Origin of the sequence: Streptomyces xylophagus (assembly GCF_000716435.1) — a bacterium.
In the GTDB taxonomy this organism is placed as follows: Bacteria; Actinomycetota; Actinomycetes; order Streptomycetales; family Streptomycetaceae; genus Streptomyces; species Streptomyces xylophagus.
Genome location: NZ_JNWO01000014.1, coordinates 47,712 through 74,309, shown reverse-complemented (window position 1 = coordinate 74,309; position 26,598 = coordinate 47,712). Strand labels below are relative to the sequence as shown.

At 69.2% G+C, this 26,598-nt stretch carries 23 protein-coding genes and 1 pseudogene; 15 read left to right on the top strand and 9 right to left on the bottom strand.

Going from position 1 to position 26,598, the window contains the following annotated elements; genetic code table 11:
- The first annotated feature begins 38 nt into the window (after window positions 1–38).
- Both OO70_RS28850 and OO70_RS28845 read left to right on the top strand, forming a co-directional pair.
- Entirely contained in the window at window positions 39–866 is an 828-nt protein-coding gene (locus OO70_RS28850; RefSeq protein WP_043677457.1) for an enoyl-CoA hydratase-related protein, read from the top strand.
- Window positions 863–1,438, top strand: coding sequence for a DUF2889 domain-containing protein (locus tag OO70_RS28845; protein WP_043677455.1), 576 nt, complete (start codon window positions 863–865; stop codon window positions 1,436–1,438). Before OO70_RS28850 ends, OO70_RS28845 begins: the two co-directional genes overlap by 4 nt.
- A gap of 448 nt (window positions 1,439–1,886) precedes the next feature.
- On the opposite strand, the gene OO70_RS28840 is transcribed toward OO70_RS28845, so the two are convergent.
- Window positions 1,887–3,113, bottom strand: coding sequence for an acyl-CoA dehydrogenase family protein (locus OO70_RS28840; RefSeq protein WP_043677453.1), 1,227 nt, complete (start codon window positions 3,111–3,113; stop codon window positions 1,887–1,889).
- 123 nt (window positions 3,114–3,236) lie between these two features.
- Between OO70_RS28840 and fabG the strand changes: the two genes are divergently transcribed.
- The 5 genes from fabG to OO70_RS28815 are packed head-to-tail and all read left to right on the top strand — an operon-like array spanning window position 3,237 to window position 8,711.
- Entirely contained in the window at window positions 3,237–3,983 is a 747-nt protein-coding gene (fabG, locus tag OO70_RS28835; protein WP_043677449.1) for a 3-oxoacyl-ACP reductase FabG, read from the top strand.
- Between the two features lie 22 nt (window positions 3,984–4,005).
- Window positions 4,006–5,256, top strand: coding sequence for an acetyl-CoA C-acetyltransferase (locus OO70_RS28830; protein WP_199827426.1), 1,251 nt, complete (start codon window positions 4,006–4,008; stop codon window positions 5,254–5,256).
- Window positions 5,256–6,695, top strand: coding sequence for an OB-fold domain-containing protein (locus OO70_RS28825; protein ID WP_043677447.1), 1,440 nt, complete (start codon window positions 5,256–5,258; stop codon window positions 6,693–6,695). The genes OO70_RS28830 and OO70_RS28825 overlap by 1 nt, the downstream gene beginning before the upstream one ends.
- Window positions 6,692–7,900, top strand: coding sequence for an acetyl-CoA acetyltransferase (locus OO70_RS28820; protein ID WP_043677445.1), 1,209 nt, complete (start codon window positions 6,692–6,694; stop codon window positions 7,898–7,900). Before OO70_RS28825 ends, OO70_RS28820 begins: the two co-directional genes overlap by 4 nt.
- A gap of 16 nt (window positions 7,901–7,916) precedes the next feature.
- Window positions 7,917–8,711, top strand: a complete 795-nt coding sequence (locus OO70_RS28815) for an SDR family NAD(P)-dependent oxidoreductase (RefSeq protein ID WP_043677442.1) — start codon at window positions 7,917–7,919, stop codon at window positions 8,709–8,711.
- Between the two features lie 7 nt (window positions 8,712–8,718).
- On the opposite strand, the gene OO70_RS28810 is transcribed toward OO70_RS28815, so the two are convergent.
- Window positions 8,719–11,415 (bottom strand): ABC transporter permease subunit, encoded by a 2,697-nt coding sequence (locus OO70_RS28810; protein ID WP_043677439.1) that lies wholly within the window; start codon window positions 11,413–11,415, stop codon window positions 8,719–8,721.
- A 153-nt stretch (window positions 11,416–11,568) separates the two neighbouring features.
- Between OO70_RS28810 and OO70_RS28805 the strand changes: the two genes are divergently transcribed.
- The 4 genes from OO70_RS28805 (at window position 11,569) to OO70_RS28790 (ending at window position 16,328) form a co-directional block, all read left to right on the top strand.
- Complete coding sequence (locus OO70_RS28805) at window positions 11,569–12,804, top strand: ABC transporter substrate-binding protein (RefSeq protein WP_043677436.1); 1,236 nt, start codon at window positions 11,569–11,571, stop codon at window positions 12,802–12,804.
- An 81-nt stretch (window positions 12,805–12,885) separates the two neighbouring features.
- Window positions 12,886–13,590, top strand: a complete 705-nt coding sequence (locus OO70_RS28800) for an ABC transporter ATP-binding protein (protein WP_043677434.1) — start codon at window positions 12,886–12,888, stop codon at window positions 13,588–13,590.
- A gap of 18 nt (window positions 13,591–13,608) precedes the next feature.
- A complete protein-coding gene (locus tag OO70_RS28795) occupies window positions 13,609–14,952 on the top strand; it encodes a phenylacetate--CoA ligase family protein (protein ID WP_078651601.1) in 1,344 nt (447 codons plus the stop codon).
- Window positions 14,949–16,328 carry an acyl-CoA reductase gene (locus OO70_RS28790; RefSeq protein WP_043677429.1) on the top strand — a complete coding sequence of 460 codons (1,380 nt, stop codon included), beginning with the start codon at window positions 14,949–14,951 and terminating at the stop codon, window positions 16,326–16,328. The genes OO70_RS28795 and OO70_RS28790 overlap by 4 nt, the downstream gene beginning before the upstream one ends.
- Before the next feature lie 141 nt (window positions 16,329–16,469).
- Here the strand turns inward: OO70_RS28790 and OO70_RS28785 are convergent, their stop codons facing one another.
- Window positions 16,470–17,576, bottom strand: coding sequence for a sugar ABC transporter substrate-binding protein (locus OO70_RS28785; RefSeq protein ID WP_043677427.1), 1,107 nt, complete (start codon window positions 17,574–17,576; stop codon window positions 16,470–16,472).
- Window positions 17,577–17,785: 209 nt separating this feature from the next.
- A complete protein-coding gene (locus OO70_RS28780; RefSeq protein WP_043677424.1) occupies window positions 17,786–17,986 on the bottom strand; it encodes a hypothetical protein in 201 nt (66 codons plus the stop codon).
- A 434-nt stretch (window positions 17,987–18,420) separates the two neighbouring features.
- Here OO70_RS28780 and OO70_RS28775 point away from each other — a divergent pair, with 434 nt between their 5' ends.
- Both OO70_RS28775 and OO70_RS54755 read left to right on the top strand, forming a co-directional pair.
- Window positions 18,421–19,137: a hypothetical protein gene (locus OO70_RS28775; protein ID WP_043677422.1), complete on the top strand. Its 717-nt coding sequence runs from the start codon at window positions 18,421–18,423 to the stop codon at window positions 19,135–19,137.
- Window positions 19,138–19,168: 31 nt separating this feature from the next.
- Window positions 19,169–19,882, top strand: coding sequence for a hypothetical protein (locus OO70_RS54755; protein WP_158711529.1), 714 nt, complete (start codon window positions 19,169–19,171; stop codon window positions 19,880–19,882).
- A gap of 99 nt (window positions 19,883–19,981) precedes the next feature.
- Here OO70_RS54755 and OO70_RS28770 read toward each other — a convergent pair whose 3' ends face one another.
- Window positions 19,982–20,710 carry an SDR family oxidoreductase gene (locus OO70_RS28770; protein ID WP_043677420.1) on the bottom strand — a complete coding sequence of 243 codons (729 nt, stop codon included), beginning with the start codon at window positions 20,708–20,710 and terminating at the stop codon, window positions 19,982–19,984.
- A gap of 75 nt (window positions 20,711–20,785) precedes the next feature.
- On the opposite strand from OO70_RS28770, the gene OO70_RS28765 reads away from it, so the two are divergent.
- Window positions 20,786–21,163: a MerR family DNA-binding transcriptional regulator gene (locus OO70_RS28765; RefSeq protein WP_043677418.1), complete on the top strand. Its 378-nt coding sequence runs from the start codon at window positions 20,786–20,788 to the stop codon at window positions 21,161–21,163.
- Window positions 21,164–21,437: 274 nt separating this feature from the next.
- On the opposite strand, the gene OO70_RS28760 is transcribed toward OO70_RS28765, so the two are convergent.
- From OO70_RS28760 to OO70_RS57235, 3 genes and pseudogenes are all read right to left on the bottom strand, one after another.
- Window positions 21,438–21,890: a hypothetical protein gene (locus OO70_RS28760; RefSeq protein WP_043677416.1), complete on the bottom strand. Its 453-nt coding sequence runs from the start codon at window positions 21,888–21,890 to the stop codon at window positions 21,438–21,440.
- A 136-nt stretch (window positions 21,891–22,026) separates the two neighbouring features.
- On the bottom strand, window positions 22,027–23,013 hold the full coding sequence (locus OO70_RS28755; protein ID WP_043677413.1) for an ArsR/SmtB family transcription factor: 987 nt from the start codon (window positions 23,011–23,013) through the stop codon (window positions 22,027–22,029).
- A gap of 233 nt (window positions 23,014–23,246) precedes the next feature.
- Window positions 23,247–23,381 (bottom strand): annotated as a pseudogene (locus OO70_RS57235) (IS630 family transposase); the annotation flags it as partial.
- A gap of 206 nt (window positions 23,382–23,587) precedes the next feature.
- Here OO70_RS57235 and OO70_RS28750 point away from each other — a divergent pair.
- On the top strand, window positions 23,588–25,354 hold the full coding sequence (locus tag OO70_RS28750) for a hypothetical protein (protein WP_043677410.1): 1,767 nt from the start codon (window positions 23,588–23,590) through the stop codon (window positions 25,352–25,354).
- Window positions 25,355–25,414: 60 nt separating this feature from the next.
- On the opposite strand, the gene OO70_RS28745 is transcribed toward OO70_RS28750, so the two are convergent.
- Window positions 25,415–26,353 carry a serine protein kinase RIO gene (locus OO70_RS28745; RefSeq protein WP_043677407.1) on the bottom strand — a complete coding sequence of 313 codons (939 nt, stop codon included), beginning with the start codon at window positions 26,351–26,353 and terminating at the stop codon, window positions 25,415–25,417.
- Window positions 26,354–26,598 lie beyond the last annotated feature (245 nt).

Sequence of the window (26,598 nt, the reverse complement as noted above, 5' to 3'; positions counted from 1 at the left end):
TAGCTATAAAGCCAACGCGGGCTCTGGGAGTGACCTCGATGAACGAGCATGCGACCCCGGTGATCCTCAGCGAGCTGACCGGCGACGGAGTCATGCTGCTCACCCTGAACCGGCCCGAGCGGCACAACGCCTGGACGCTGGAGATGGAACTGCTCTACAACGAGCTGTTCGACCGCGCCGAGGCGGATCCGGCGGTACGGGCCGTCGTGCTCACCGGCGCGGGACGCAGTTTCTGTCCCGGCATGGACATGAGCGTGCTGGACGGCGCGTCCTCCGGCGCGCGCCCGTGGCCGACCGACCGGCTGCCGCCACGCACCCGGCCCATGTCGTTCCCCAAGCCCCTGGTGGCCGCCGTCAACGGCGCGTGCGCCGGCATCGGCTTCAACCAGGCGCTCATGTGCGATGTGCGATTCGCGGTGCCTGGCGCCAAGTTCGCCGCCGCGTTCAGCGCGCGCGGCCTGGTGGCCGAGGACGGCGTCTCATGGCTCCTGCCCCGGCTCGTCGGCTACGGGAACGCGAGCGACCTGCTGCTGTCCTCGCGCCGCGTCACTGGCACGGAGGCGGAGGCGATGGGCCTGGTCAACCGTCTCGTCGAGCCGGAGGAACTGCTCCCGACGGCGCTCGCCTACGCCACGGAACTGGCCCGCTCGGCCAGCCCGTACGCGATGTCCCTCATCAAGCGGCAGCTCGCCGACGACCAGGCGAGAAGCTTCACCGAGAGCCGCGACACCGCTGCCGCGCTGCTGGCCACGGCGAAGCGCGCGCCGGACTACCGCGAGGGCGTGCGCAGCTTCATCGAGCGCCGGCCGCCGGAGTTCGCCGGGCTGGGCGAGAACGCGCCGGAGCCGGCGGAGGCCTCGTCGTGAGCCGCGTCGAACTCCCGCTGCATCGCCGGACCATCACCGTCACCGCCCACCAGGAGCCCGGCGGCGAGGAGATCTCGGTCGAGGCGGAACTGCGGGACGAGCGGCCGTGGGCCGAGCCGGAAGCCGCCGACATCCATCGGATGGTGCTGACGGTGCGGGTCCGCCTCACGGACATGACCATCGTGGCCGCCGACGCGGACATGCGGACGTTCCCGCACGCCGAGTGCCCACTCATCACCCCGGTCTTCGACAGCCTGGTCGGCCTCGGCGTCACCGCCGGATACAACCGGGCGATCCAGGAGCGGTTCCGCGGCGTCCTGGGCTGCTCCCACCTCTACGAACTGGCCCGGGTGCTCGGCCCCGCCGTGGTGCAGGCGGCCATGTCCGCCAACGCGCGCCGCCGTGACGCGGGCGAGCCCGCGAACGGCCCGCGCGCCACGGCCGGGGTGTTGAACAGCTGCCACATTTGGGCGCCGGACGGCGTGGGTCTGCGCAAGCTGGAGGCGGGCTGGCGCCCGGGGACCGGGCCGCGTCCAGTACCTGAACTCGGGACGTTCGAGACACGCGAGTGAGCCCGCGAGGCTGCGCGGCGGCTGCGTGAAGGCGAGGCCGGGGTGGTCGGGGCGGGGTGGTCGAGGCCGACCGCGCGGACGCGGAATCGGCCCCGGGCGGGCCTACTTGGACCCGACCGGCACGGCGGCAGCCGCTGGCCGACCGCGACCTGAGACGCCGCCGGACTTGTCGATACCAGCCCTCCCTGAATCGGCCTCGGCCGGCTGCCGCCGAACTTGTCGTAACCGGCCGTCGCTGAACCGGCCTTGACTGGCTGCCGCCGAACCTGTTCGCAATCAGCCCTCGCTGAACCGCCCTTGACCGGCCGCCGCTGAGCCTGCCGCAGCCAGCCGTCCTGGAGCCGGCTTTAGTCGGCCGCCGCCGAACTTGCCGTAACTAGCCGTCGCTGAACCAGCCTTGGATCGGTCGCCGCCGAACCTGCCACAACCAGCAGCCACCGCCCCCGCCTCAACCAGCCGTCGCCCTCGGCTCCCGCGGCAACCCCAGCACCTTCTCCGCGAGGATGTTCCGCTGTACCTGCGAGGTGCCCGCGTAGATCGTCCCGGAGCGGGCGATCAGGTACGTCGTCGACCAGGACGCCGAGGAGTTCGCGGCGCCGGGGTCGTCGGTGCGGTACGTGCGCAACGGTGGGCGGCCGACCGGCACTTGGCCGTGCAGGCCCATGATGTCCATCGCGAGATCGGTGACCTTCGTGTGGTACTCGCTCCAGTACAGCTTGGCGATCGACGACTCGGGCCCCGGCTCCGCGCCCTTGAGCCAGCCGGTGAGAATCCGGTAGCCGAGGTAGCGCATGATCTCGACCTTGGACCAGCACCAGGCGATCCGCTGCCGGATGACCGGGTCCTGGTCCTTCCGGTACAGGCGGGCCAGTTCCACCAGGCGTTCCACTTCGGCCCGGAACAGGATCGGGTTGGTCGCCGCCTCCTCCCCGCGCTCCACGCCCAACAGGCTCTGCGCGACCGTCCAGCCGTTGTCGACGCCACCCACGACGAGGTCGGCGCGGGTGCGGGCGCCGTTGAAGAAGACCTCGTTGAAGTGGAGTTGGCCGCTCATCATGCGGAACGGCCTTACCTCGACGCCGGGTTGGTCCAGCGGGACGAGGAGGAAGGAGATGCCGCGGTGCTTGGAGGCGTCGCGATCCGTGCGGGCCAGGACGAAGATCCAGTCGCTGTGGTGGGCGCCGGACGTCCACACCTTCTGGCCGTCGATCACCCACTCGTCGCCGTCACGGACCGCACGTGTCGTCAACGACGCCAGGTCCGAGCCCGCGTCGGGCTCCGAGTACCCCTGGCACCAGGTGTCTTCGCCGCTGAGGATGCGGGGCAGGAAGTAGCTTCGCTGCTCGTCCGTGCCCCAGCGCAGCAGCGTGTTCGCCAGCATCTTGACGCCGAAGGTGTCCTGCGGCAGCCCGAACGGCACACCGGTCAGGGCCAGTTCCTCCATCAGGACCACCTGGTGGAGCTTGGACAGGCCCCGGCCGCCGTACTGCTCGGGCCAGGTGAGGGAGAGGTAGCAGTGCTCGGCGAGCAGGCGCCGCCAGTCCCGGGCGAAGGCCCAGGCGGCTTCCTCGTCGAGCGCGCCGATGCCCTTCCAGGCCGGCGGCAGTGTCTCGGCGAGGAACCCTTTGACCTCGGTGCGGAACGTCTCGGTCTCCGCGGGATAGCTGATGTCCACCCGTGTGCTCTCCTCGCCCGGCCTCGCCCGCCCAGCCGATCGCTGTATTGATTGTTTCAGCATAATAGGTTATCTATTTAGAAGGAATAGTGGGGGACGGCGTCGAGCCAAGGGCGGGCTGACATGGGACTGCTGGACGGCCGCAACGCGGTGATCACCGGCGGCGCACAGGGCATCGGTTTCGAGATCGCCGGAGTCCTCGGCGCCGCGGGCGCGTCCGTCGTCCTCGGCGACATCAACGAGGTCGCCGCCGCGGAAGCCGCCGAACGCCTCGCCAAGAACGGCGTCGCCGCCGCCTCGCTGCGCTGCGACGTCACCGACGAGGACGAGGTCGCCGCCCTGGTCGCCCACTGCGGCGACACCTTCGGCCCGGTCGGCGTCATGGTCAACAACGCCGGGATCACCCGCGACGCGACCCTGCGCAAGATGGCCCTGTCCGACTTCCGCGCGGTCGTCGACGTCCATCTGACCGGCGCCTGGAACGGCACCCGGCACGCCGCCGAGGCGATGCGCGCGCACGGACGCGGCGGCAGCATCGTCAACATCTCCTCGATCGCCGGCAAGGTCGGCAACTTCGGCCAGACGAACTACAGCGCCGCCAAGGCCGGACTCGTCGGCCTCACCAAGGCCTCCGCCAAGGAACTCGCCAAGGCGGGCATCCGCGTCAACGCCGTACAGCCCGGCCTGATCCGCACCGCCATGACCGAGGCGATGCCGCCCGCCGCGTGGGACGCGAAGCTCGCCGAAATCCCCCTGGGCCGCGCGGGCGAACCCGCCGAGGTCGCCCAGGTAGTCCTCTTCCTCGCCTCCGACATGGCGAGCTACGTCACCGGAGCCGTGGTCGAGGTGACCGGCGGCCGGTACATGTGACCCCTCATGAAAGGCCTGGCCGATGCCCGCCCTCCTGCGTGACGCGGTGATCTGCGAACCCGTGCGTACCCCCGTCGGTGGCTACGGAGGCGTCTTCCGCGACGTACCGGCGACCGAGCTGGCCGCCGCCGTCGTACGCGCCGTACTGGACCGCACCGGTATACCGCCCGCCGCCATCGACGACGTGCTGCTGGGCCAGTGCTACCCCAACGGCGAGGCCCCGGCCATCGGCCGCGTGGCCGCCCTCGATGCCGGCCTGCCGGTGGAGGTACCGGGACTCCAGATCGACCGCCGCTGCGGTTCCGGACTCCAGGCGATCATCACGGCGGCGATGCAGGTGCAGACCGGCGCGAGCGACCTCGTGCTGGCCGGCGGAGTCGAGTCCATGAGCCAGGCCGAGTTCTACACCACAGGCGTCCGCTTCGGCGTGCGCGGCGCGGGCACCACCCTGCACGACCGACTGGCCCGCGGCCGAGTCACCTCCGGAGGCGTCAACCACCCTGTTTCCGGCGGGATGTTGGAGACCGCCGAGAACCTGCGGCGCGAGTACGCCATCCCCCGCGAGGAACAGGACCAACTCGCCCTGCGCTCCCACGAGAAGGCGGTCGCCGCCCAGCGCGAGGGACGCTTCACCGACGAGATCGTCCCCGTCACCGTACGGACTCGCAAGGGCGAGACCGTCGTCGACACCGACGAACACCCGCGCCCCGACTCGACGTTGGAGAAACTCGCGAGCCTCCGCCCCGTACTCGGACGGCAGGACCCGCAGGCCACCGTCACCGCGGGCAACGCCAGCGGACAGAACGACGGCGCCGCCCTCTGCGTCGTCACCCACCCCGAGCGCGCCGCCGAACTCGGCCTGCGCCCCCTGGCCCGCCTGGTCTCCTGGGCCGTCGTGGGCGTGCCGCCGGAAACGATGGGCATCGGGCCAATACCCGCCACGGCCAAGGCACTTGAACGCGCGGGACTCAAGCTCGCCGACATCGACCTCATCGAACTCAATGAGGCCTTCGCCGCCCAGGTGCTCGCCTGCACACGCGAATGGGCCCTGACCGAGGCCGACTTCGAGCGGTTCAACGTCAACGGCTCCGGCATCTCGCTGGGTCACCCCGTCGGCGCCACCGGCGGCCGCATCCTCGCCACACTGCTGCGCGAACTCGACCGCCGCCAGGCCCGCTACGGCCTGGAGACCATGTGCCTCGGCGGCGGCCAGGGCCTGGCCGCCGTCTTCGAACGGCCCACCCACACCACCGACGCCAAGGGAGGCCGCTGATGGCCGGACTGATCGCATACGGCGCCTACGTGCCGTACCACCGCCTCGCCCGGGCCGATATCGCCGCCACCCTCGGGACGGCCCCATCCCGGGGCACACGCGCGGTCGCGGGCTACGACGAGGACACCACCTCGATGGCCGTCGAGGTGGCCCGGTCCGCCCTCGCCAGGGACGGACTGCGCACCCGCATAGGCCAGTTGTTCCTCGCCACCGCCGCGCCCGCCTACCTCGACAAGACGAACGCGACCGCCGTCCACGCCGCGCTCGGCCTCGACCCGCACGTCCTCGCCGTCGACATGGCGGGCTCCGTCCGCTCCGGCCTCGGCGCGCTGGTGACCGCCGCCCGCTCCCCGGTGCCGACCCTGGCGGTCTTGTCCGACCTGCGCACCGGTCTGCCCGGCGGCGGCGAGGAGAGCGCGGGCGGCGACGGCGCGGCGGCGTTCGCCTTCGGCGGCCACCGCAACGGCGCCCCCGTGCTCGCGGAGCTGCTCGCCCACGACACGGTCAGCGACGAGATCCTCGACCGCTGGCGGCTGCCCGGCGCACCCGCCTCCCGTGTCTGGGAGGAGCGCTTCGCCGAGGAGATCTACGTGTCCCTCGCCGACAAGGCGCTGACCGCCGCCCTCGACCAGGCGGGCCTGGACCGCGGCGCCATCGACCACCTCATCGTCTCCGGCCTGCACGCGCGCGCGTGCGCGACGGTGCGTCGTACCGCAGGCGTACGTCCCGAGGCCGCGACCGGCGACCTCACCGCGCAGATCGGCAACGCCGGCACCGCGCAGCCCGGCCTGCTTCTCGCCGACGTCCTCGACCGGGCCGAACCCGGCCGGATCATCGCGCTCGTCGTGCTCGGCGACGGCGCCGGAGTCCTGCTCCTGCGCACCACCGACGCCCTCCCCGCACACCGCGCCGCCCGCCCGGTCGCCGCACAGATCGCCGCGGGCAGCGCCCCCATGCCGTACGCCACCTACCTCTCCTGGCGAGGCCTCCTCGACCGCGAACCACCCCGCCGGCCCGACCCGGAGCCGCCCTACGCGCCGCCCGCGCACCGACGCAACAGCTGGAAGTACGGCTTCGTCGCCTCCCGTTGCGAGAAGTGCGGGACCCGGCATCTGCCGCCGGACCGGGTGTGCGTGTCCTGCCGGAGTGTCGACGCCATGACCGACGAGCCGATGGAGCACGTGCCCGGGACGGTCGCCACGTTCACCGTGGACCGGCTGGCCCACACACCGAGCCCGCCGATGCTCGTCGTGGTCGTCGACTACGACGGCGGTGGCCGCTTCCGCTGCCAGCTCACCGACGCCACCGAGGCCGACGCCGTCATCGGCGCCCGGGTCGAGATGACCTTCCGGCGTACGGTCACGGCCGCCGGCGTCCACAACTACTTCTGGAAGGCCCGGCCGCTGCGCACGGGCGAGACCGAGGGGACAGCCGTATGAGCTCGCACGGAATCCGGGACCGGGTCGCGATCGTCGGCATGGGCTGCACGCCCTTCGGCGAACACTGGACCCGCTCGGCGGACGACCTGCTGGTCGATGCCGTCGGCGAGGCCGTCACCTCGGCCGGTATCACCCTCGACGACATCGACGCGTTCTGGCTCGGCACCCAGGCCTCCGGAGTCTCCGGACTGACCCTCAGCCGCCCGCTGCACCTGCCGTACAAGCCGGTCACCCGCCTGGAGAACATGTGCGCCACCGGCTCCGAGGCGCTGCGCAACGCCTGTTACGCGGTCGCCTCCGGCGCCTACGACGTGGCGATGGCGGTCGGCGTGGAGAAGCTCAAGGACTCCGGCATGTCCGGGCTCTCGGGCACCTCGATGCCGGGCGCGGGTGACGACAGCCGCGGCGAGATCACCGCCCCGGCGAACTTCTCCCTCCTCGCCCCCGCCTACGCCGCCAAGTACGGCCTCGCGGAAGAGGAGTTGAAGGACGTCATCACCCGCATCGCCTGGAAGAACCACGCCAACGGCGCCCGCAACCCCCGCGCCCAGTTCCGCAAGGAGGTGCCCCTGGAGCGCATCCGGTCGGCGCCCATCATCGCGGGCATGCTCGGTGTCTTCGACTGCTCGGGAGTCTCCGACGGTTCGGCCGCGGCGATCGTCGTACGCGCCGAAGACGCCTACCGCTACACCGACAAGCCGATCTTCGTGAAGGCGCTGTCCTTCGTCGCAGGCCCGGCGGACGGACTTCTTGACCCCGACTACGACTTCACCACCTTCCCCGAGGTCGTCGTCTCCGCCCAGGAGGCCTACCGGCAGGCGGGCATCACCGACCCGCGCGCCGAACTCGCCCTCGCCGAGGTCCACGACTGCTTCACACCAACGGAGTTGGTGCTCATGGAGGACCTCGGCTTCTCCGCGCGCGGACAGGCCTGGAAGGACGTCACCAGCGGCGCCTTCGACCTGGACGGCTCGCTGCCGGTCAACCCGGACGGCGGCCTGAAGGCCTTCGGCCACCCCATCGGCGCCTCCGGGCTGCGCATGATGTTCGAGGCCTGGCTCCAACTCCGCGGCGAGGCACCGCCCGAGCGGACGGTCGCGTCCGTGGCCGAGGGCCGCACCCTCGCCCTCACCCACAACCTCGGTGGCGGACCCGGCGAATGCGTCTCCTTCGTCTCCGTCGTCGGCAGCGAACTCACCGACTGAGAAAGGTGGTTGAGTCATGGGACGACTCGACGACAGGATCGCGATCGTGACCGGAGCCGCGTCAGGCATCGGCGCCGCCACCGCCCGCCGCCTGGCGGCCGAGGGTGCCCACACGGTCGTAGCGGATCTGAACCTCGACGGAGCCAAGGCGGTCACGGAGGAGATCCGGGCCGCCGGCGGATCAGCCACCGCGGTCCCTGTCGACCTGGGTGACATCGACTCCGTACGGGCCTTGGTGGCCACGGCAGTTGACACCTACGGCGGCCTCGACGTCCTGCACAACAACGCGGCGGCCACCCACCTCGCGGCCCGCCAGGACCTCGCCGTCCTGGAGGCCGACCCGGCGGTCTGGGACGACACCATGCGGATCAACCTGCGCGGCACCATGGTCGCGATCCAGGCCGCCGTCCCGCACATGATCGCCCGCGGCGCCGGCTCGATCATCAACACCTCGTCCGGCGCCGGTCTCGCGGGCGACCTGCGCAATCCCGCGTACGGCGCCTCGAAGGCCGCCCTCATCAACCTCACGCAGTACGTCGCCACCCAGTACGGCAAGCAGGGCGTGCGCTGCAACGCCATCGCCCCGGGCTTCATCGTCACGCAGGCCAGCGCCGATTCGGCGCACGGGGCGATCCGGGAGAAGATGCTCCGCCATCACCTCACCCCGCGCCTCGGCCGACCCGAGGACGTCGCGTCGGCGGTCGTCTTCCTCGCCTCCGACGAGTCCGCCTTCGTCACCGGGCACACCCTGCGCGTCGACGGCGGACTGCTCTCCCACCAGCCGTACGTCGCGGACCTGCGCGACGCCTGACCCACCGTCAGGCCGTCGTCTCCGGCTCCAGGTCGCCCAGGTAGGCGGCCCGGACCGCCGGATCGCGGCGCACCTCGTCCGGGGTGCCGGCGCAGATCCGGCGGCCGAAGTCGAGGACGACGACCTGGTCGCAGACGCTCATCACCATGTCGACGTCATGCTCGACGAGCAGCACCCCCATGCCCCAGTCCTCGGCCAGCCGCCGCACCAGCTGGGCCAACTCCCGTGTCTCGTCGTCGGACAGCCCCGCCGCCGGTTCGTCCAGCAGCAGCACCGACGGAGAAGTAGCCACCGCCCGCGCGATCGCCAGCAACCTCCGCTCGCCGTACGACAGGTCGCCCACCGGCCGGTCCAGACTGTCCTGCAGTCCGAACTCTCTTACGGCGACGACTACTTGGGCGGGCAACGGGCGGCTGCCGGGACGGACCAGGTCGGTGAGCCAGGTCCACCGGCCCGGTCGCTCGCAGGCGGCGTAGAGGTTGTCCAGCACCGTCATGTCCTCGAACAGCTCCAGCGACTGGAACGACCGGCTCAGCCCCGCTGCGGCCCGCCGGTGCACCGGCACCCGGGTCACGTCCCGCTCGCCTAGGCGGACGCTGCCCGACGCGGTCCGGGTGAAGCCGGTGACGGCGTCGATGGCGGAGGTCTTGCCGGCGCCGTTGGGGCCGATGAGACCCACCACCCGGCCCGGTTCGACGTCCAGCGAGAGCCCGTCGACGGCGACGACACCGCCGTAGCGGACGGTCAGGTCGCGCACGAGCAGGGGGAGCGGTGCGGCGCGGGGTACGTCGGGCAGGGGATCCGACTCCTCCTCGGGTACGACGGCAGCGCGCTGCGGGCGCAGCTTTCGCTCAAGTCCCCTTGCCTGCCTGCCGAGTTCCTTGCCGATGCCGTCCTGGTTGCCCACCAGGGTCAGCACCAGGACGATCCCGCCGATCAGCGGCATCCACTCGCTCAGCCCGGGCAGCACCAGGTCCCCGAACCGGGCGCCGACCGTGCCCGCGGCGAACGTGGCGCCGAACAGCGGGCCGACGAGGAAGCCGACACCGCCGATGACGGCGAGCCCGAGCGCGGTGACGGAGTCGAAGCTCGCGAAGTCGGAGAACACCACCGATGTCGAGCGGAAGCCGGTCAGTACTCCGGCGAGCGCGGCGATGGCCGAGGACAGGCCGAAGGCGTAGAGCTTGGCCGCGCGGACGTCGATGCCGAGGGCTGCGGCGGCCCGCTCGTTGGCCCGTACGGCGATCAGACGGCGGCCGGTCCTGCTGCGCCTGACATTGGCGACCACGAGCGTGGCGGCGACGAACAGGACCAGCACCACGGCGGCGTAGCGCTGCGGATGGTCGACGCCGGAGATGCTGATGCCGAAGAGCGTCTGCTTGCCGACCGCGATGCCGTCGCTGCCGGGTGTCGTCGACAGGTCGGTGTTCTGGAAGACCATCGCTTCCAAGGTGGTGCCGAGCCCGAGCGTGATGATCGCGAGGTTGACCCCGCGCGTGCGCACCGCCGGCAGCGCGAACAGCAGGCCGATCGGTACCGTCCCCAACACGCCTGCCAGCAGAGCGAGTTCGAAGGGCCAGCCCCAGTCCGCCGCCGCGTGCCCGGCGATGAAGGCGCCGGTTCCGGCGAGGGCGTAGGCCGCGAGGGAGACCTGGCCCGCGTAACCGGTGACCACGATGATCGACAGGATGATGAGCGAGAGCACGAGGGTGCTGGTGATCGCGTCGGCCCACAGCGGGGTGGACAGGCTCACCAGCACCAACCCGATCACCACGGCCAGCGCGAGCGGGACGGGGCGCACCCTGCCGGTGCCCAGCGCCGGGAGGCGGTCGAGGAACGTGCCGCGCAACGGCAGCGCCCGGCCCCGCGCGACCAGCACCAGGGCGATGAAGAGGAACGGCACCGACGAGGCGAGTCCGGTGACGCCGGAGCCGAAGCGCGTCAGTTCGGACTGCGCGACCCCCATGACCAGACCGCCTGCCAGGGTGACGGGGAACGAGGAGAACCTGCCGATCAGGGCGGCGGCCAGCGCGCTCAGCAGCAGTGTGGTCAGCCCGGTCACCGAGAGGCCGATCACCGGGACGATCAGGATGGCCGTGAGCCCCGCGAGCGCGGAGCCCAGCGCCCAGTTGCCGGCGGCGATCAGGTCCGGGGACCAGCCGAGCGAGGCGGCGATGGCCTCGTTCTCGGCGACCGCGGTGGTGCCCAGGCCGAACAGGGTGCGCTTGTAGAGGAGATGGAGTACGGCGGTGACGGCGATCGCGATGCCGAGCAGCCACACGCGGTCCTCGGAGACCGTCGCCCCGGCGATCGTCAGCAGCCGGGTGGGCAGCTTGCCCGGCACCAACTGCAGGCTGTCGCCGTAGCGTTTGACGGCGATCGCGGTGAGCACGATGAACACCGCGAGGGTGCCGACCAGTCGGGCCAGGGTGGACGCCCTGCGCAGCGGGCGGATCACCAACAGGTGGGTGAGCACGCCCAGTACGGCGGAGGTGAGGACGCCGCACGCGGTGGCGGGCCAGTACGGCACGCCGTGGTTGACGGTGAGCTCCCACTCCACGTAGGCGCCGGCCATCCCGATCGCGCCGTGCGCGAAGTTCAGGACACCGGAGCCCCGGTAGACCAGCACGATGCCGTGCGCGGTGAGCGCGTAGAGGGCGCCGAGCCCCAGGCCGAGCAGGGCGAAACGCAGGACGTCGTCCATCCGAGGGACCTCCCAGACACGGGCCAGACATGGGACGAGACAGTGCATTCATTTAAATAATTGTGCCGAGAGTACTTCACTAACCCAAAAATGCACCCCATGCTGTTCGGCATCTCGACGTCGCCCACTTTGGGCGCGAGCCCCGGAGGGACCATGAACGACTCACGCCGACGCAGAAGCGCCGCAGCCAGCTGTCTCGCGGTGACCGGAGCCCTGCTCCTGGCAGGGTGCGGGGGAGAGGCCGCAAGCAGCTCGGCCGAGACCTCATCGCTGAAGGGCACCCCGGTCAAGGTGATGGTCTGGGCGCCGGAGAACACCCAGGGCAGCGCCCAGCCCGGGATCCACCTCACCGCCACGGCCTACGAGAAGTGGATCAACGCCAACGGCGGGATCAAGGGCGGACCCCTGAAGGTCGAGTTCTGCAACGAGAAGGGCGACCCCGACGAGGCCGAGAAGTGCGCCCAGCAGGCCGTCGCGGACAAGGTGGCCGCGGTCGTCGGCTCCTACAGCCTCGCCGGGGACCGGTACATGCCCATCCTGCAGAAGGCCGGCATCCCCTACATCGGCGGCACCGGAGTCTCCGCGGCGGAGTTCTCCAACCCGCTGTCCTTCCCGGTCAACGGCGGCACCCCGGTGGTCTTCGCCGCCCACGGCCGCCAACTGGTCGAGCAGGGCTGCAAGAAGATCACCGGCGTACGGTACGACGTGGCCGCCGCGGCCGTGGTCTCGCAGTTCCTCACCCTGGGCGCGGTCTCCGCCGGCGGGGCGCCGCCCAAGGACCTCAAGGTGCCGCTCACCGCCACCGACCTCGCCCCGCAGGTCGCCGCGACCAAGGGCAGCGACTGCGTGAGCGTCATCCTGGGCACCGCCTCCGGCCTGTTCGTCAAGTCGTACGTCCAGTCCGGCGACAAGACCAAGCTCGCCAGCGTCGTCGGCAACCTCACCCCGCAACTGGCCGCGAGCACCGGCGGTAGCAGCGGCCCGTTGGAGGGTGCCGCGATCACCGGCTACTACCCGCCGACCTCCGACGCCGTATGGAAGGACTTCGTCGCGGCGGCCAAGGGCAAGGACATCGACACCACCAATGGTGCCAACGCCACGACCTGGGTGGCCTTCAAGGTCTTCACCGAGGCCGCCAAGAAGCTGCCGACCATCTCGGCCGAGGCGCTGGTGAAGGAGCTGAACACCACCTCAGGCATCGACACCGGCGGCCTGACCCCGCCCCTGAACTGGAAGGCGTCGACGGCCCTGCCGATCAAGGGACTTGACCGCATCCACAACACGACCGCCACCGAACTCACCATCCGCGACGGGAAGATCGAGTGGGCCAAGGCCGGATCGACCTTCGTCGACGTCCGCAAGGTGCTGACGGCCGCGTCGCACGGCTGAGCCCGCTTCGGCGCGGCCAAGTCCCTGTCGGTCCGCCTGACTTCGCCTGACCCCGGCCGACTCCGGTTGAGGAGAGACCTCGTGCACGACACAGATGTGCCCCTGATTGCGACCCGCGCCCTGTCCGCCGGATACGGCAGCCGACCCGTCGTGAGCGACCTCGATCTGGAGGTCCGGCCGGGCGAGGTCGTCGCCCTGCTCGGCCCCAACGGCGCGGGCAAGACCACCACCCTCAGGGCGCTGTCCGGCGACCTGACCCCGATGAGCGGCGAGGTCAGCTGGCTGGGCACCCCCGGCCACGCACCCCTGCACCGCCGCGCCCGCGAGGGCCTCGCCTATGTCGGTGAACGGGCGGTCTTCACCCGCCTCGACACCACCGACAACCTACGGGTCGGGCGCGTGCCGGCCGACCGGGCCGTCGCGCTCTTCCCCGAACTGGAGAAGCGACTGAAGACCGGCGCCGGCATGCTGTCCGGCGGCGAGCAGCAGATGCTGTCGCTGGCCCGCGCCCTGTGCCGTACCCCCCGGCTCCTTCTGGCCGACGAACTCTCCCTGGGACTCGCCCCGTTGGTCGTCGACCGCCTCCTGCGCGCCGTCCGCGAGGCGGCCGACCAGGGCCTCGGCGCACTGCTCGTCGAACAGCACGTGCGCAAAGTGCTCGACATCGCCGACCGCGTCTACGTCCTGCGCCGCGGCCGGGTCGTCATGGCCGGCACCCCGAAGGAACTGCGCGGAGACCTCGACGCCATCGAGTCCTCCTATCTCGCGAACAACCCGACGTCATGACTGATGGAGGTGGTTGCCGTGCCCAGCGCACGTGAGCAGATCCGGGCCCTCGTCCGGTCCGGTGACACATTCGACCAACCCGCCCGGGAACTGCGGGAGTTGCAGCTTGAAGCGGCGCGCGAGGCCTTCACCGCGCACCGTGAGAGCATCCCGCTGCTGCGCACCCGGGCGGCGGAGAGCGGCGTCCACGGGATCGAGAGCCCCGACGACCTCGTCCCCCTGCTGTTCTCCCACACGAGCTACAAGTCGTACCCCCTCTCCCTCATCACCGGCGGCCGGTGGGACCGCCTCCTGCGCTGGTACACGACGGTGTCGGCGGTCGAGCCGGGAGACGTCGACGTCGAGGGCGTGAACGACATCGACGACTGGACCGACCGCGTCACCGCCGCCGGCCACCGCCCGTACATCACCAGCGGCACCTCGGGAAAGGTCTCCTTCCTCAACTGCGACGCCGGCGACCTGAGTTTCCTGCACGACATCCTCGCGAACCTCACCTGCTGGCCCGACCCGCTGCCACCCGAACCGACCCGCCGTGGTTACCTCCTCGCACCGGCGAGCGGTCCGATGCGCTCCATCGACGGCTACCGCTGGCACGCGGAGGTCTTCGTCCGGCCCGGCGAGACCCGACTGCTGACCGAAGACCCCATGCGGGTCTCGGAGTTGATGAGCAGCGCCCTGCTGCGCCGCCGGATGGCGGAGGGCACCGCGACCCCGCAGGAGATCAGCTCCTTCGAGGCCGCGTCCGGGGCCCGCGAGGAGGAACTCGGTGCGGCCGTAGCCGAGATCGTCGACGACATCGCCGCACACCGGACCGAGCCGCTGCTGATCGCCGGGATGAACAACCAGCAGTTCACCCTGATCCAGGCCCTGCGGGCCCAGGGCGTACCCGACGGGAGCCTCCACCCGGACACGCTGGTCCTCAGCGGCGGCGGCAACAAGAACGGGGTCCTGCCCGACGACTACCAGCAGCAATTCGCCGCCTTCTACGACGGCGTACGGCGGGTGCGCAGTTACGGCATGACGGAGCTTCAGGGCTCCTGCCTGGCTTGTGAGTTGGGCAACTATCACGTACCGCCGTGGGTGATCCCGCTGGTCCTGGACGAGCCGGGCGAGAAGCTGCTGAACACCGAACAGGGCGTCGTGGAGGGCCGGTTCGCCTTCCTGGACGTATCGCTGGAGGGCCGCTGGGGCGGGCTGATCAGCGGAGACCGGGTCTTCGTCGACTTCTCGCCCTGCGCCTGCGGCCGACCGGGACCGACCGTCCTGCCGGACATCCGCCGCTACGGCGACCTCGGCGGCGAGGACAAGATCACCTGCGCCGCGACACTCGACTCTTATGTGCGGGGGATGATCCACGGATGAGCACCACGACCGACACCGAGGTCGTGCACGTGGTGCGCGGCGAGGTCGACCACGGCTCACCCGTCGCGTACGGCCGCGCCGGTTCCGCCTTCACCGCACCGGCACTCGACCTGGACCGTCTCGTGTGGCCGCGTACCGAACCAGGCCCCGCCTTCCACGTGCCCGTAGCGGAGATCGTCGACCTGCTGGTGGAGACCGGCGAGGCCCTCAAGGCGGACCGCGAGGGCCTGCTCGCCGAGGCCCTCGACCGCATGGTCAGGGTCAGCCCGCTGCCTGCGGAGGTCCTCGAACGTGCCTACGCCGTTCTATGGCGCAGCTTCCAACGGCCGGGCCTGTACGCCCAGATCGACCACGAACTCGGCGGAGCGGACGTGCTCGACGGCTGGCGCGAGGTGCACCTGCCCGAGAACCGGACGGCAGCCATCCGCGCGTTCCCACCCCGCCTCGTACACGTCATCGCCGGCAATGCCCCCGGCGTCGCCGCGATGTCCGTCGTGCGCGGTGCCCTCACCAAGGGTGTCAACCTGCTGAAGCTGCCCTCGAACGACCTGTTCACCGCGACCGCGATCCTGCGCACGATGGCGGCGGTGGCTCCCGGCCACCCCGTGGTCCGCTCGTTCTCCGCGGTGTACTGGCGCGGCGGCGACGAGACGGTGGAGAGCGTGCTGTTCCGCCCGCAGTTCTTCGACAAGTTGGTCGCCTGGGGCGGCGAGTCCACGATTCGCGGCGCACTGCGGTACGTCGGCCCGGGCTTCGAACTCGTCTCCTTCGACCCCAAGACCTCCATCTCGCTCATCGGCCGCGAGGCGTTCGAGTCCCCCGAGACCCTCGCCCGAGCCGCTGACGCGGGCGCCGCCGACGCCACCTTCTTCAACCAACAGGCCTGCGTGGCCAGCCGCTTCCAGTTCGTCGAGGGCTCCTGGGCGGACGCCGACCGCTACGCCGCCCTGCTGTGCGAACGCCTGGGCGTGGCAAGGGAGTTCAGCTCGGCCGACGGCCCGCGGGTCGCCGCGGGACTCCGCGAGGAGATCGATGTCCTGCGCTCTCTGACCCCCGACTACCGGGTGTGGGGCGGCTACGACGGCCGGGGCCTGGTCATCCGCTCGCCCGAACCGGTCGACTTCCACCCCGACGGAAAGATCGTCGACGTCGTCCCCGTCGGCGCGCTGACGGAAGCCGTCGCACACGCCGGAGTCGCCACGCAGACGGTCGGCGTGTACCCGGACACCCGCAAGGCGGAACTGCGCGACGCCCTCGCCTGCGCCGGAGTGCAGCGCGTGGTCTCCCTCGGCAGGGCGGGCGGAATGCCGCCGGGCCTCTCCCACGACGGCTTCTACCCGCTGCAACGGCTCATGCGCTGGGTGAACGACGAGTGACGCGGCGGACCCGCGACCCGGTTGGAGCACGCCGCTGCCCCAACCGGCGCGGGCCCGGCCTCAGTTCAGCGCGTCACCGACCAGGAACTCGTCCGCCGTTCCCTTGTCGGCCGTCCCTTGCGGCAGGTTGGTCGGTGGCTGCTACTTCAGGCCGAGCGTGGCGCAGGCCGTCGCGTACTTCGGGGTGCAGATGTCCTTGACGGAGTAGATGCCGTCCGCGATCACCGTGTCCTTGATGTTGTCCTTCGTGAGGGCGACCACGGGCACCAGCATCGTGGGGATCCTCTTCTCGGTGGGGCTGTCGACCGTGTCGCGGGTCAGTGCGTCGAACTGGATGTCGCGGCCCTGGACTTTGTACACCGCCATCTCCGCGGCGCGGGTGGCCTCTTCCGGGAACGGTTTGTACGCGGTCATGTACTGCTCGCCCGAGACGATCCGCTGCACCGCGTCCAGGTTCGCGTCCTGACCGGTCACCGGCGGGATCTTGGTGGCGCCCGCGTCCTTCAGTGCCTCGATGACGGCGCCCGCCAGTCCGTCGTTGGCCGCGTAGACGGCGGCGATGTTGTCGAGGCCGACCGCCTGGATGGCCTTCTTCATGTTCGCCTTGGCGACCTTCGGCGACCACCCGGCGGTGTCGTACTCCTTGGCTATGCGGACCTTGTTCTCGAGTTCGCTGAGGGCACCCTCCTTGAACTTCGCGTAGTTCGTGTCCTCAGGGTCGCCGTTCATCATGACGATCTTGCTGGATGCCGCCTTGCTGCCGAGCGCCTCGATGATGGCGCGGGCCTGGAGCTCACCGACGAGTTCGTTGTCGTGCGAGACGTACGCGGCGATCGGGCCCTGGGCGAGCCGGTCGTAGGCGATGACGGGGATGCCGGCGTCCTTCGCTTTCCGGACGTCCGGCGCGATGGCCTTGGCGTCCAGCGCGTCCACCAGGATGACGTCGACTTTCTGGTCCACCATCTGCTGGAACTGCCGGCTCTGTTTGCCCTGGCTCGCCTCGGCGTTGGCGTAGACGACCTTGCCCTTGCCGTGGGTGAGTGCGGCGACCTCCTTCTTGATGACGGGGTGGTCGAAGGCCTCGAAGCGTGCGGTGTCCTTGTCGGGCAGGAGCAGTCCCACAGTGATGTCGTCGCCCTTCTTCGGAGACGCGGAGCTGCCACTTCCGCCGACTCCGTCGATGACGCCGCACGCGGTGAGCGCCAGCGCGGACGCGGACGCGGTCAGGGCTGTCGCGAGACGACGCACGGGGATTCCACAAAGGGCAGGAGCGCTCACGTCGGGAGCCTTTCGAGTGTGGGGGGAGCAGGGTGGCTTTCGGCGGTCATTGATGTCCGATGAGAAGTAGCTGCCAGGCAGGGGGATACGGCCCTTGCGCCTGCGGGGGCAGGAAGGCTTCGACCTGGCCTCCGCGACGGGAGGAGCTCCTTCGCTTGTGTGATTCCTGTCTCCGGCCGTCACCGTCGCACTTCCTCGATGTGGACGGGGTGGTGATCGCGGAGAGAGGTTGTGGCGGCTTTGGCGACCCGGTTTGATTCGACCGCGTTCGTGAGGGTGCAGCGGGAAGAACGATCGCCGTGGACGACCTTGGCGAAGGCGGCGAGTCCGGCGCGGAGGGCGTCGGCGGAGCGGTCCATGAAGAAGGTGGGGGGGGACACCCGAGGGGAACGCCGTGTCGGGCTCGGTGGCGTGGACGTCGAAGGCCGGCAGGGCGGCGTCGCGGACATCTCGCAACGCGGTCGAGGTGGGGGGGCGGGGCCCACGCCACGACAGCTTGACGGGCTTGGTCGGTCCGGCCGAGGAAACCCACGGCGGGAAGTACTTGAGGAATCCATGGATACGAAAGACCGTGAACTCCCGCTCAACCAGGGCCCCATCAGCACGCCAGATGACGCCATCGTGCTCGGCGTCGAACGGCCGAGGCCAATTCAGCACACCTCGTGACCAAATCTGGCGTCTTCTGATCGCATATTTTTATTCCGGATCACAGAGTACGTGAGATGGCGAAAAAGCCATGCGCCGCAGCAGTCGGAGCTGGTACATATTCAGCAGCCTTCTTTCGGGGGATTTAATTATTGGGAAGGACTCCGTCATGATCACTGAAGCCCTTATCACCGGAGTGGCCACTGGCATGGCTGAAGCCCTTGCCACGCACAGTTGGGTAACCATCCGCAACAGGGTGCACCGCGAAATGGGGCCGGCCGGTCAGCAGCTCCTGGAGGAAATGGACCGGCACCATGAAGCGATCATGGCGCTTGACTCCAGAGAGCGACGAAGTGCCGCCTTGGGGCTGCTCCCAGAGGTGCAAGATCAGCTTCAGTCGCTCGTTCGCGATCACGAAGACGCGGTCACTCAGGGTCTGACCAATCTGGGCACCTACTTCAACAGCAGTCATTCCCCGCGAAGCGCCATGACTCAAACGATCCAGGGCAGTGGAAACCTGGCGGCCGCCACAGGGCAGGGGAACATTAATCAGGCTACGAAGGGCGGTCACATCGGTGACAATAAAAAGGTGTCCTTCGGCGGCCTGGTCGCTATCGCGGCCGTCATCATTGTCGTACTGATTTTTGTCGGCAAGATGGCGAGCTCAGTCTTGGGAGGAATCAGCGGGCCAAGTATCACCGCGGACTCGACCTGTGGCGACTGGCTTAGGGCCGACCAATCCACCCAGTATCAATCGGCCATGAACATCGCCGTTGAGAGGAATTCTCCGGAAAAGGGCGACCCGTTCATCGTGCAGAACATTCAGTACGACTGCCAGAACAACACCGACACCAAGCTCCGGGACATCATCAAGCCCGCACAGTGATTTCAAGGGTAATGCCCCCACCGGAGGTTCAATGTCGCTGATTGAGATGGCCAACCAACACTCCGAGCGCTTCGAGCCCGCCTTTGCGCAGCTTGACATTCCTGCGGTTGAAGGAGAGGTCAATTACGCCGCACTCGGTGTCTCCTTCCGTCGTAAAGGAAGGGTGGCAACTGTTCTTCCGAGACAGGGAGAGGAATTGGTGACTCGTCACGCGGTGATCGCATCGGCAGTCGGACTGATGAACTCTCAAGGGCAGCCACCAGAGATCGGCGGCACGAACAAGTATGCCCCTGTGCAGATCGCCTACGGAGCCGGAGAGCTGCTGGTCACGGATCGCCGCTTGGTCCTGCTGCTCACGCGGGCCGAGTCCATCGTCGGCGACATCAGTATTACGCGCGGGAAAGTGCTCGTCGCCGTGATGACTTTCGACCACGTACATTCTGTGGCAGTGGAGCGGAAGAACGGGTTTCTCGGCCGGGTGAAATATACTCGCTCACTCATACAATGCCTTTCTCATGTTGCGGCCCTCACGATCACAGATGTTCTTGGCCTTGTCGGCGAAGGCCCACAGCCCGCGCCGACAGACAACCCGTTGTTGACTCTGAACAATCTGGTGGTAGAGGCTGCCGCTAGGAGTCGAATGCACAACGTGAAGAGCGATCAAGAGCGTGAAATACTTCAACGCGCCCTCAACGGTGAGCGTTCGGTCGACGGGAATGAAATCGTCGCTCAATTGTGCCCGTAGTGCAGCAGAGGTGAAGCGTTCTCAGGCTGTGAGTCGGAGAATGGCTGTCGTGTGCGATGAGAAGCAGCCGACCGAAGTCCGTGCGGCCCGAGGGGCCCCTCAGGCTGCCATCAGCGCCGCCAGGGCGCGGTCCATCGCGGCGTTGAACTCTTCCGGCGTCAGCGGCAGACGGGACTTGACGTCCCGACTCCACTGGTCGGCGAGGACCTCGGCGGCGCCCGCCTCAACACCGTCGAGCGCCGCGTCGGCCAGGTCCGACGGAGCGATCTTGTCCACGGGCCAGCCCGCCGCCATGTCTGTGTCGGCCAGGCCGAGGTGTACCGCTGTGACGAGCGTGCCCTGCTCGGCGAGCTCCAGGCGGACGCCGTTGGTCATGGCCCAGGCGGCGGCCTTGGTCAGGTGGTAGGCGTTGGCGCCCTTGCCCCCGAACCACGACATGGCGGAGAGGACGTTGACGATCGCGCCCCCGCCGTTCCTGGCGAGCGCCGGCGCGAACTCCCGGATCATTCCCAGGTGGCCGAACATGTTGGTCTCCAGCTCGTGCCGCACCGCGTCCAGCGAACCGGTCACCAGGTCGGTTCCCGTACTGATTCCCGCGTTGTTGATGAGCAGCGAGACGTCCGGGGCGGCCTCGGCGGCGGCCCTCACGGATGCGGGATCGGCGATGTCGAGGGGCAGCACCTCGACCCCGGGCAGGTCCACGGTCTCCGGTCGGCGGGCCGTCGCGTAGACCTTGTGGGCGCCCCGTTCGAGCAGACGCTGGGTGAAGGCGCGGCCCAGGCCGCGGTTGGCTCCGGTGACAAGGGCGACGGAGTTGTTGATGTCCATGGCCGGTACGCTAAAACCTGACGCTAACGTCAGAGGCAAGTGCTGGTCATCAAGGCCGGGGTGAGAGGAATCACCATGACCGTCACAGAGGCCGCGGCCGAGCGGCTGATCCGGATCGGCGAGGTGGCACGAGGTGCCGGCGTCTCAGTGCGCGCCGTGCGCTACTACGAGCAGCAAGGGCTGCTCATCGCGGAGCGCAGCCCGTCCGGCCAGCGCCTGTACCGGCAGAACGCCATCCCCCTGGTCACCTTCTTCCAGCAGATGTTCGCCGCCGGCCTCACCAGCCGAAGGATCACCGAACTCCTGCCGTGCTGGGACTCCGGGCACACCGACGCCGCGCAACGAGCCATGCTGCGGGCCGAGCGCGAGCGCATCCAGGCCAAGATCGACGACATGCAGGCCGCCCTGGACCACCTCGACAAGGTCATCGCGATCACGGACACGCACCCGTAGGCGCGGCCGGCCAGACGCCTCATCAGTGGATCCTGAGGATCTGAGAACGGACATCTCGTGGTCATGAAGAACTGTCCGCCGCAGTTCAAGGCGGACGCGGTCGCGCTGTACCAGTCGCGGTCCGGGGCAACTATCAGGTCGGTTGCCGCCGATCTAGGGATCAAGAACTGCTGACGTTCGGCTGTCAGCCCGCCCCCTTGTGGATACCGCGTGCCTCCGGTGATACCGCGGCCGACGGCCAGCCGTCAGCCCCTACGACACCACGAGTTCAACCTCAGGCGAGCTCTGTGTGTGCCGCGTTGAGGAATGCGACCTTGGGGGTGCGCAGTTGGTCCCACATGCCGGCGTCGGAGGATTCCTCCCATAGGACATCGTTCAATGCCTTGACGTATGCCCGGGCACGTTGATGGAGATCCGAGCCGAACAACATGTGGATCATCCGTTCATGGATCCAGAGGGTGTCCATGACGTCTTTCGCGCTGGTGAACCACTCGGGCGTGGTACTGCGATCCTCAGCGGTCCGCTCGGCCTGCTGAGCGGTCTCGACGAACTCGCGCAGCAACTGCAGTTGCTCTGCACGACGGGCCTCGGCCAGGTCCTTGGCCTGCCGTCTGTCTTCGGTGCGAATGGCCTGTCGTTGGGTGGTGAGCTGGGCGAGGGAGGACAGACCGCCACCCAGCCCGACTCCGATCAAGGACGCGATCGACGCCCATACTTGTGCCTGCATGCCAGGTGCGTATCAAGGATCGCCGGAATGCGCAGCCCGGTGAGGCGCGTGAACCTGGCGCGTGGATCAGGCCGAATGGCGCCTCGAACTGGGGCCGCTCACCTGGGGTACGTGCCAGACGTACGGGCTGCCTTCGTCACCAAGACCGCTTAGTGGCAGCGCGCAGTAAGGACGCGCCAAGAGGTGTGAGGGTGTGCAGGACCATCGGACCGTGCCGGTGGCTGCTGATGAGGCCCGCGTCCCGGAGGGCGGTCGTGTGCTGGCTGGCGGTCGGCGCCGAGACCCCGGCCGTGCGTGCGAGCTCCCCGGTGGTGGCTCCGGTCGCCGTGGCCCGCAGCACGACGGCGCGGGTCCGGCCCAGCAGCACGGCGAGGGGTGCGGTGTCGGCGGGGGCGGGGGCGGGAGCTTCGTGGAGCAGAGGGTAGACGAGGACCGGCGGCAGTAAGGGATCCGCCAGCGCGATCGGCCATCCCCAGCAGAAGTACGACGGCACGAGCAGCAGTCCGCGTCCGCCGAGTCGGAGGTCGCAGTCAATGGCGGGATATTCGACATGGAGTACGGGAGCCTGCCATCGGATGGTGGGTCCGAGGCCACGCAGAAGTGCCTCTGTGCCGCCGTGCAGAAGTGCTCGGGCCCGGATCGACCGCTCCGCGTCGATCCGGGCCTGGGCACGATCGTTGTACGGCGCGATGGCCGTGTCGTAGTACCGCCGCAGGCAGTCGGCCAGATCTTCGCGTACGTCCCGTTCCACCAGGCGCTCCGCCCAGGAGGGCGCGGTCGTGATGCTCGCGAAGTGCCTCACTTCGCGCCGGATCCGGTCCGGCGGAGTCGTCACGATGGCCGTGAGCCCCGCGTCGAGGCCGTCCGCCGCCTCGGCGGGATTGAGGAAGTCCGGGTAATACGCGGCTCTGGGGAACAGCGGTATGAGCGTCGTTCGCACGATGCGGTCCAGTCCGGTCTCGGCCAGCCGCTGCCTGGTGTCCCGATACCACCCGGCGTGCGCCCACCGCCCCTGCCGGGTCTGGAACCGGCACAGGCTCAGCCCGATCTCCCACAGAGGATCCGGCTCGGCCGCCATTCGTGTACGCGCCAGGTCCGCGTCGGTGAAATGGATACGGAGCATCAGATTCCCTTCCGGTGCCCTGGTTGTTCAGAGCCGGGTCGAATCAGCATGGGCATGCCCAAGTGCCGCCGACAGCCTGCTTTACGGGTCAATGACCCGACACTCACCCGGACTTACCGAGACCAGTTGGAATCCGCACGGACAGCCAGTTGCCGTTTCTCGCGTGGTGCCGTAGCGACTGCCGCCGATGTCCCCCCCCGGCTGACCGGGCCATGAGGCAGGCGGTCATCGGGCGCCATGAAGTCGTGCTCGCCCGTGCTGCCTCGCCTGCCCCGTCCCGCGGGACAGCTGCGCGGACCGTGACGCAATCGGGTGCGGGAGCCGGGCTGCCCGGCGAGGAGCCCGGCCGTCGACAGGCGTCCCGCTCGCCACTCACCGCCCACGCCACCAACCTCTGCACACCTTCTAACAAAATTATCATCGAAATTGTTAACAATCTCCCTGCCCCGCTCACCGTCCCGGCCTACAGTCGGGGACTCGTATGAGCCGCACAGCCTGACCTGCCCGCGGCGTCGCCGGGGTGGTGCGCAGGTCGGCTGTGACCACGCAACTCGCCGTACAAGGAGGTCCACGGGTGGACATCAACCGCAGAACTGTGATCCGGAGCGCCACGGGCGTCGCAGCCCTGGCCGCGGTCGGAACTGCCGAGGGCGCGGCAGGCACGGCTTTCGCCGCTACGTCGTCGTCGAGCAGTTCGTCCAGCAGTTCATCGAGCACGACCTCGGCGTACTCGCTGGAGTTCGACTCCACCGCCTGGTCGTACGACGCGACCAACGACGTGTACTACCAGGTCGGGAAGGTGTACGTCACGAACCCGGCCGCGACGGACTACGAGAACCTGTCGATCTACGTGCCGGGCGCCTATCTGACGGCCACCGCGAACAGCGACGGGACCACGTACACCGCGAAGATCAACCCGAAGGGCACCGTCGGCCAGTACGCGGGACGCACGGCGCCGATCGTGATCCCGGTCAACACCCCCGGCTACGCCCAGCAGGCGCCGGCCACGTCGTACAGCTACACCAGCGTGTCGCAGTACCTCGATGCCGGGCTCATCTACGTGTGGCCGGGCCTGCGCGGCCGGAACAGTTCGACCAGCACCCGCTCCGACGCGGCCCCCTGGGGCGTGACCGACCTGAAGGCCGCGATCCGGTTCCTCCGGTACAACCGGAGCGTCCTGCCCGGCAGCACGGACGACATCGTCCTGTTCGGCATGAGCGGCGGCGGCGCCCAGGACACCGTGGCGGGCACGTCCGGCGACAGCCCCCTGTTCGACCCGTACCTGCGCACGATCGGCGCGGCGATGGAGGACGCCCAGGGCCGGCCCCTCAGCGACGCGGTCGCCGGTGTCATGGCCTGGTGCCCGATCACCAACCTGCAGGAGGCCAACCTGTCCTACGAGTGGAACATGGGCCAGTTCGCCTCGACCGGCACGCGCGCGTCCACCACGTGGACCAGCGCCTACTCGGCGGACCTCGCGAAGGCCTGGCCCAAGTACCTCAACCGGCTGGGGTTGCGCGACGAGCACGGCAGGCGCCTGGAGCTGACCGAGTCCAGCAACGGCACCTACCTGTCCGGCAGTTACTACGACCATCTGATCGAGGTGATCACCACCTCGCTGAACCACTTCCTGTCCGACAACACCTTCCCGTACACCATCACCACCCAGGGCGGCCCGCCCGGATCGGGCCAGACGGGGACCTCGACCACGTACGAGACGGTTGCCGACTACATCGCCTACCTCAACACCAGCAGCACCTGGGTCACTTACGACGCCACGACCAACACTGCCACGGTGTCCGGCCTCGAAGGCTTCGTCAACAGCCAGAAGAACGCGAACAAGCCGGTCGGCGCGTTCGACGGGTACTCCCGCGGGCAGGGCGAGAACAGCGTGTTCGCGATGGGGCTCAACGCTCCGTCGCACTTCGCGCCGCTCACGCGTGACGTCATCAAGGCGAACCAGACGACGTACGCCACGTACTCCGACTGGAACTCCGCCTACGACGCCTCGGCGTACGACAGCGACTTCGCCCAGAAGGACAGCGTCGGCAAGGACATGGCCTGGCGGGCCGACGCGTACAACCCGCTGTACTTCCTCTCGCCCGCCTTCGCCGGCTACCGGCGGTCCCAGGTGGCGCGGCACTGGCGCATCCGCACCGGCATCATGCAGGGCGACACGGGCAACACGACCGAGATCAACCTGCAGTTGGCCCTGCGGAACTACGGCATCCGCGATGTCGACTTCGCCACCGTGTGGGCCATGGCGCACACCATGGCCGAGCGCACCGGTGACGCGACGACGAACTTCATCAGCTGGGTGGAGTCCGTCGTCAAGAAGTGATCGTCGGTTCGGACAGCCCGGGCGCCTGACCGACGAGCCTCGGTCAGGCGCCCGGCACGTTCAGAAGGCGTGCGCCATCAGTTCCGCGAACAGCGCGTGCTCGTCGACGTCGAGGCCCCGCGAGCGGAACCAGCCGCAGATGTTGGCGCAGTCGCGCTGGAGGAAGGTCATCCCGTTGAGGTTGCCGACCAGGTCGACGATCTGTGGCAGATCGATGATGACCAGCCGCTCGCCCGCCGCCAGGATGTTGTAGGCCGAGAGGTCGCCGTGCACGACGCCGTTCTGCACCATCGTCGCGAGCGCGTCGGTGAGTTGCTCGAAGTACGCCGCCAGCAGCTCGGGTGAGGGTCGCGTCTGGGCGAGCCGGGGCGCAGTCCGGACGGTGCCGTCCTCGTCGGCGACGGTGATCCACTCCATCAGGATCTCGGTGCCGTCGATCTGGACCGGGTAGGGAACGGGAAGCCCGAGTTTCCAGAGCCGCACCAGCGCGGCCCACTCGGACACCGCCCACTCGCCGGCCGCGACCTGGCGGCCGAAGGTGCTCTTGCGCTTGACGGCCCGCTCGTCACGTGAGCGCTTCATCGAGCGGCCCTCGGTGTAGGACGCCGCGCGGTGGAAGGACCGGTGCTCGGGAGAGCGGTACCGCTTGGCCGCCATGACCACGCCGCCGTCGGCGTCGAGCGGGTCGGCACGCTCGACGAGGTGGACGTCGGCCTCCTTGCCGGTCTTGAGGACGCCGAGTTCGGTGTCGATCGCGCCCTGCGAGGTCACCACCCAGTCCGGGAGCGGCTCGGGGCCTCGACAGAGGGGTTCGACGTCGAGCCAGGTCGACCAGCGCCGGCCGTCCTCGAGGTCGTCGTAGGAATGGAAGGCGAAGACGAACCGGTCGTCGACGTCGCCCAGGTCGTCCGACGGCGGGACGTGGCGATAGGGGTCGGCGCTGAAGTCGTCAGGAAATGCCGGGTGTCGAGGGTGCTGCGGGAGATCGTCGTGAGACATCGCGGGAGGTGCTCCATGTGGTGAGAGAGAGGTGGTCTGCGGGCAGGCCGAGGACAGTCGTGGTCACGGTCGTGCCTCCTCTCGTGGAGCACCGGGCAGCTCCCGGTGTCCCGCCCATGCTGAGGGGCGGACACCGGGAGCGGCAACCGAATAAAGCCGGCCCGCGTCCCCACAGGACGGCAAAAGCGGCATTGCCCCGGCGAGGGGAGTCGATACGCTGGGGGGTCGGCCATGAACCGGGGGCG

Bases quoted from the DNA above. Each gene is read 5' to 3' on its own strand.
- OO70_RS28810 (WP_043677439.1), bottom strand. From the start codon at position 11,415: ATGGACGACGTCCTGCGTTTCGCCCTGCTCGGCCTGGGGCTCGGCGCC.
- OO70_RS28755 (WP_043677413.1), bottom strand. From the start codon at position 23,013: ATGCTCCGTATCCATTTCACCGACGCGGACCTGGCGCGTACACGAATG.
- OO70_RS28825 (WP_043677447.1), top strand. From the start codon at position 5,256: ATGGCCGGACTGATCGCATACGGCGCCTACGTGCCGTACCACCGCCTC.
- OO70_RS28830 (WP_199827426.1), top strand. From the start codon at position 4,006: ATGCCCGCCCTCCTGCGTGACGCGGTGATCTGCGAACCCGTGCGTACC.
- OO70_RS54755 (WP_158711529.1), top strand. From the start codon at position 19,169: ATGTCGCTGATTGAGATGGCCAACCAACACTCCGAGCGCTTCGAGCCC.
- OO70_RS28765 (WP_043677418.1), top strand. From the start codon at position 20,786: ATGACCGTCACAGAGGCCGCGGCCGAGCGGCTGATCCGGATCGGCGAG.
- OO70_RS28760 (WP_043677416.1), bottom strand. From the start codon at position 21,890: ATGCAGGCACAAGTATGGGCGTCGATCGCGTCCTTGATCGGAGTCGGG.
- OO70_RS28790 (WP_043677429.1), top strand. From the start codon at position 14,949: ATGAGCACCACGACCGACACCGAGGTCGTGCACGTGGTGCGCGGCGAG.
- OO70_RS28770 (WP_043677420.1), bottom strand. From the start codon at position 20,710: ATGGACATCAACAACTCCGTCGCCCTTGTCACCGGAGCCAACCGCGGC.
- OO70_RS28745 (WP_043677407.1), bottom strand. From the start codon at position 26,353: ATGTCTCACGACGATCTCCCGCAGCACCCTCGACACCCGGCATTTCCT.
- OO70_RS28820 (WP_043677445.1), top strand. From the start codon at position 6,692: ATGAGCTCGCACGGAATCCGGGACCGGGTCGCGATCGTCGGCATGGGC.
- OO70_RS28850 (WP_043677457.1), top strand. From the start codon at position 39: ATGAACGAGCATGCGACCCCGGTGATCCTCAGCGAGCTGACCGGCGAC.
- OO70_RS28805 (WP_043677436.1), top strand. From the start codon at position 11,569: ATGAACGACTCACGCCGACGCAGAAGCGCCGCAGCCAGCTGTCTCGCG.
- OO70_RS28775 (WP_043677422.1), top strand. From the start codon at position 18,421: ATGATCACTGAAGCCCTTATCACCGGAGTGGCCACTGGCATGGCTGAA.
- fabG (WP_043677449.1), top strand. From the start codon at position 3,237: ATGGGACTGCTGGACGGCCGCAACGCGGTGATCACCGGCGGCGCACAG.
- OO70_RS28815 (WP_043677442.1), top strand. From the start codon at position 7,917: ATGGGACGACTCGACGACAGGATCGCGATCGTGACCGGAGCCGCGTCA.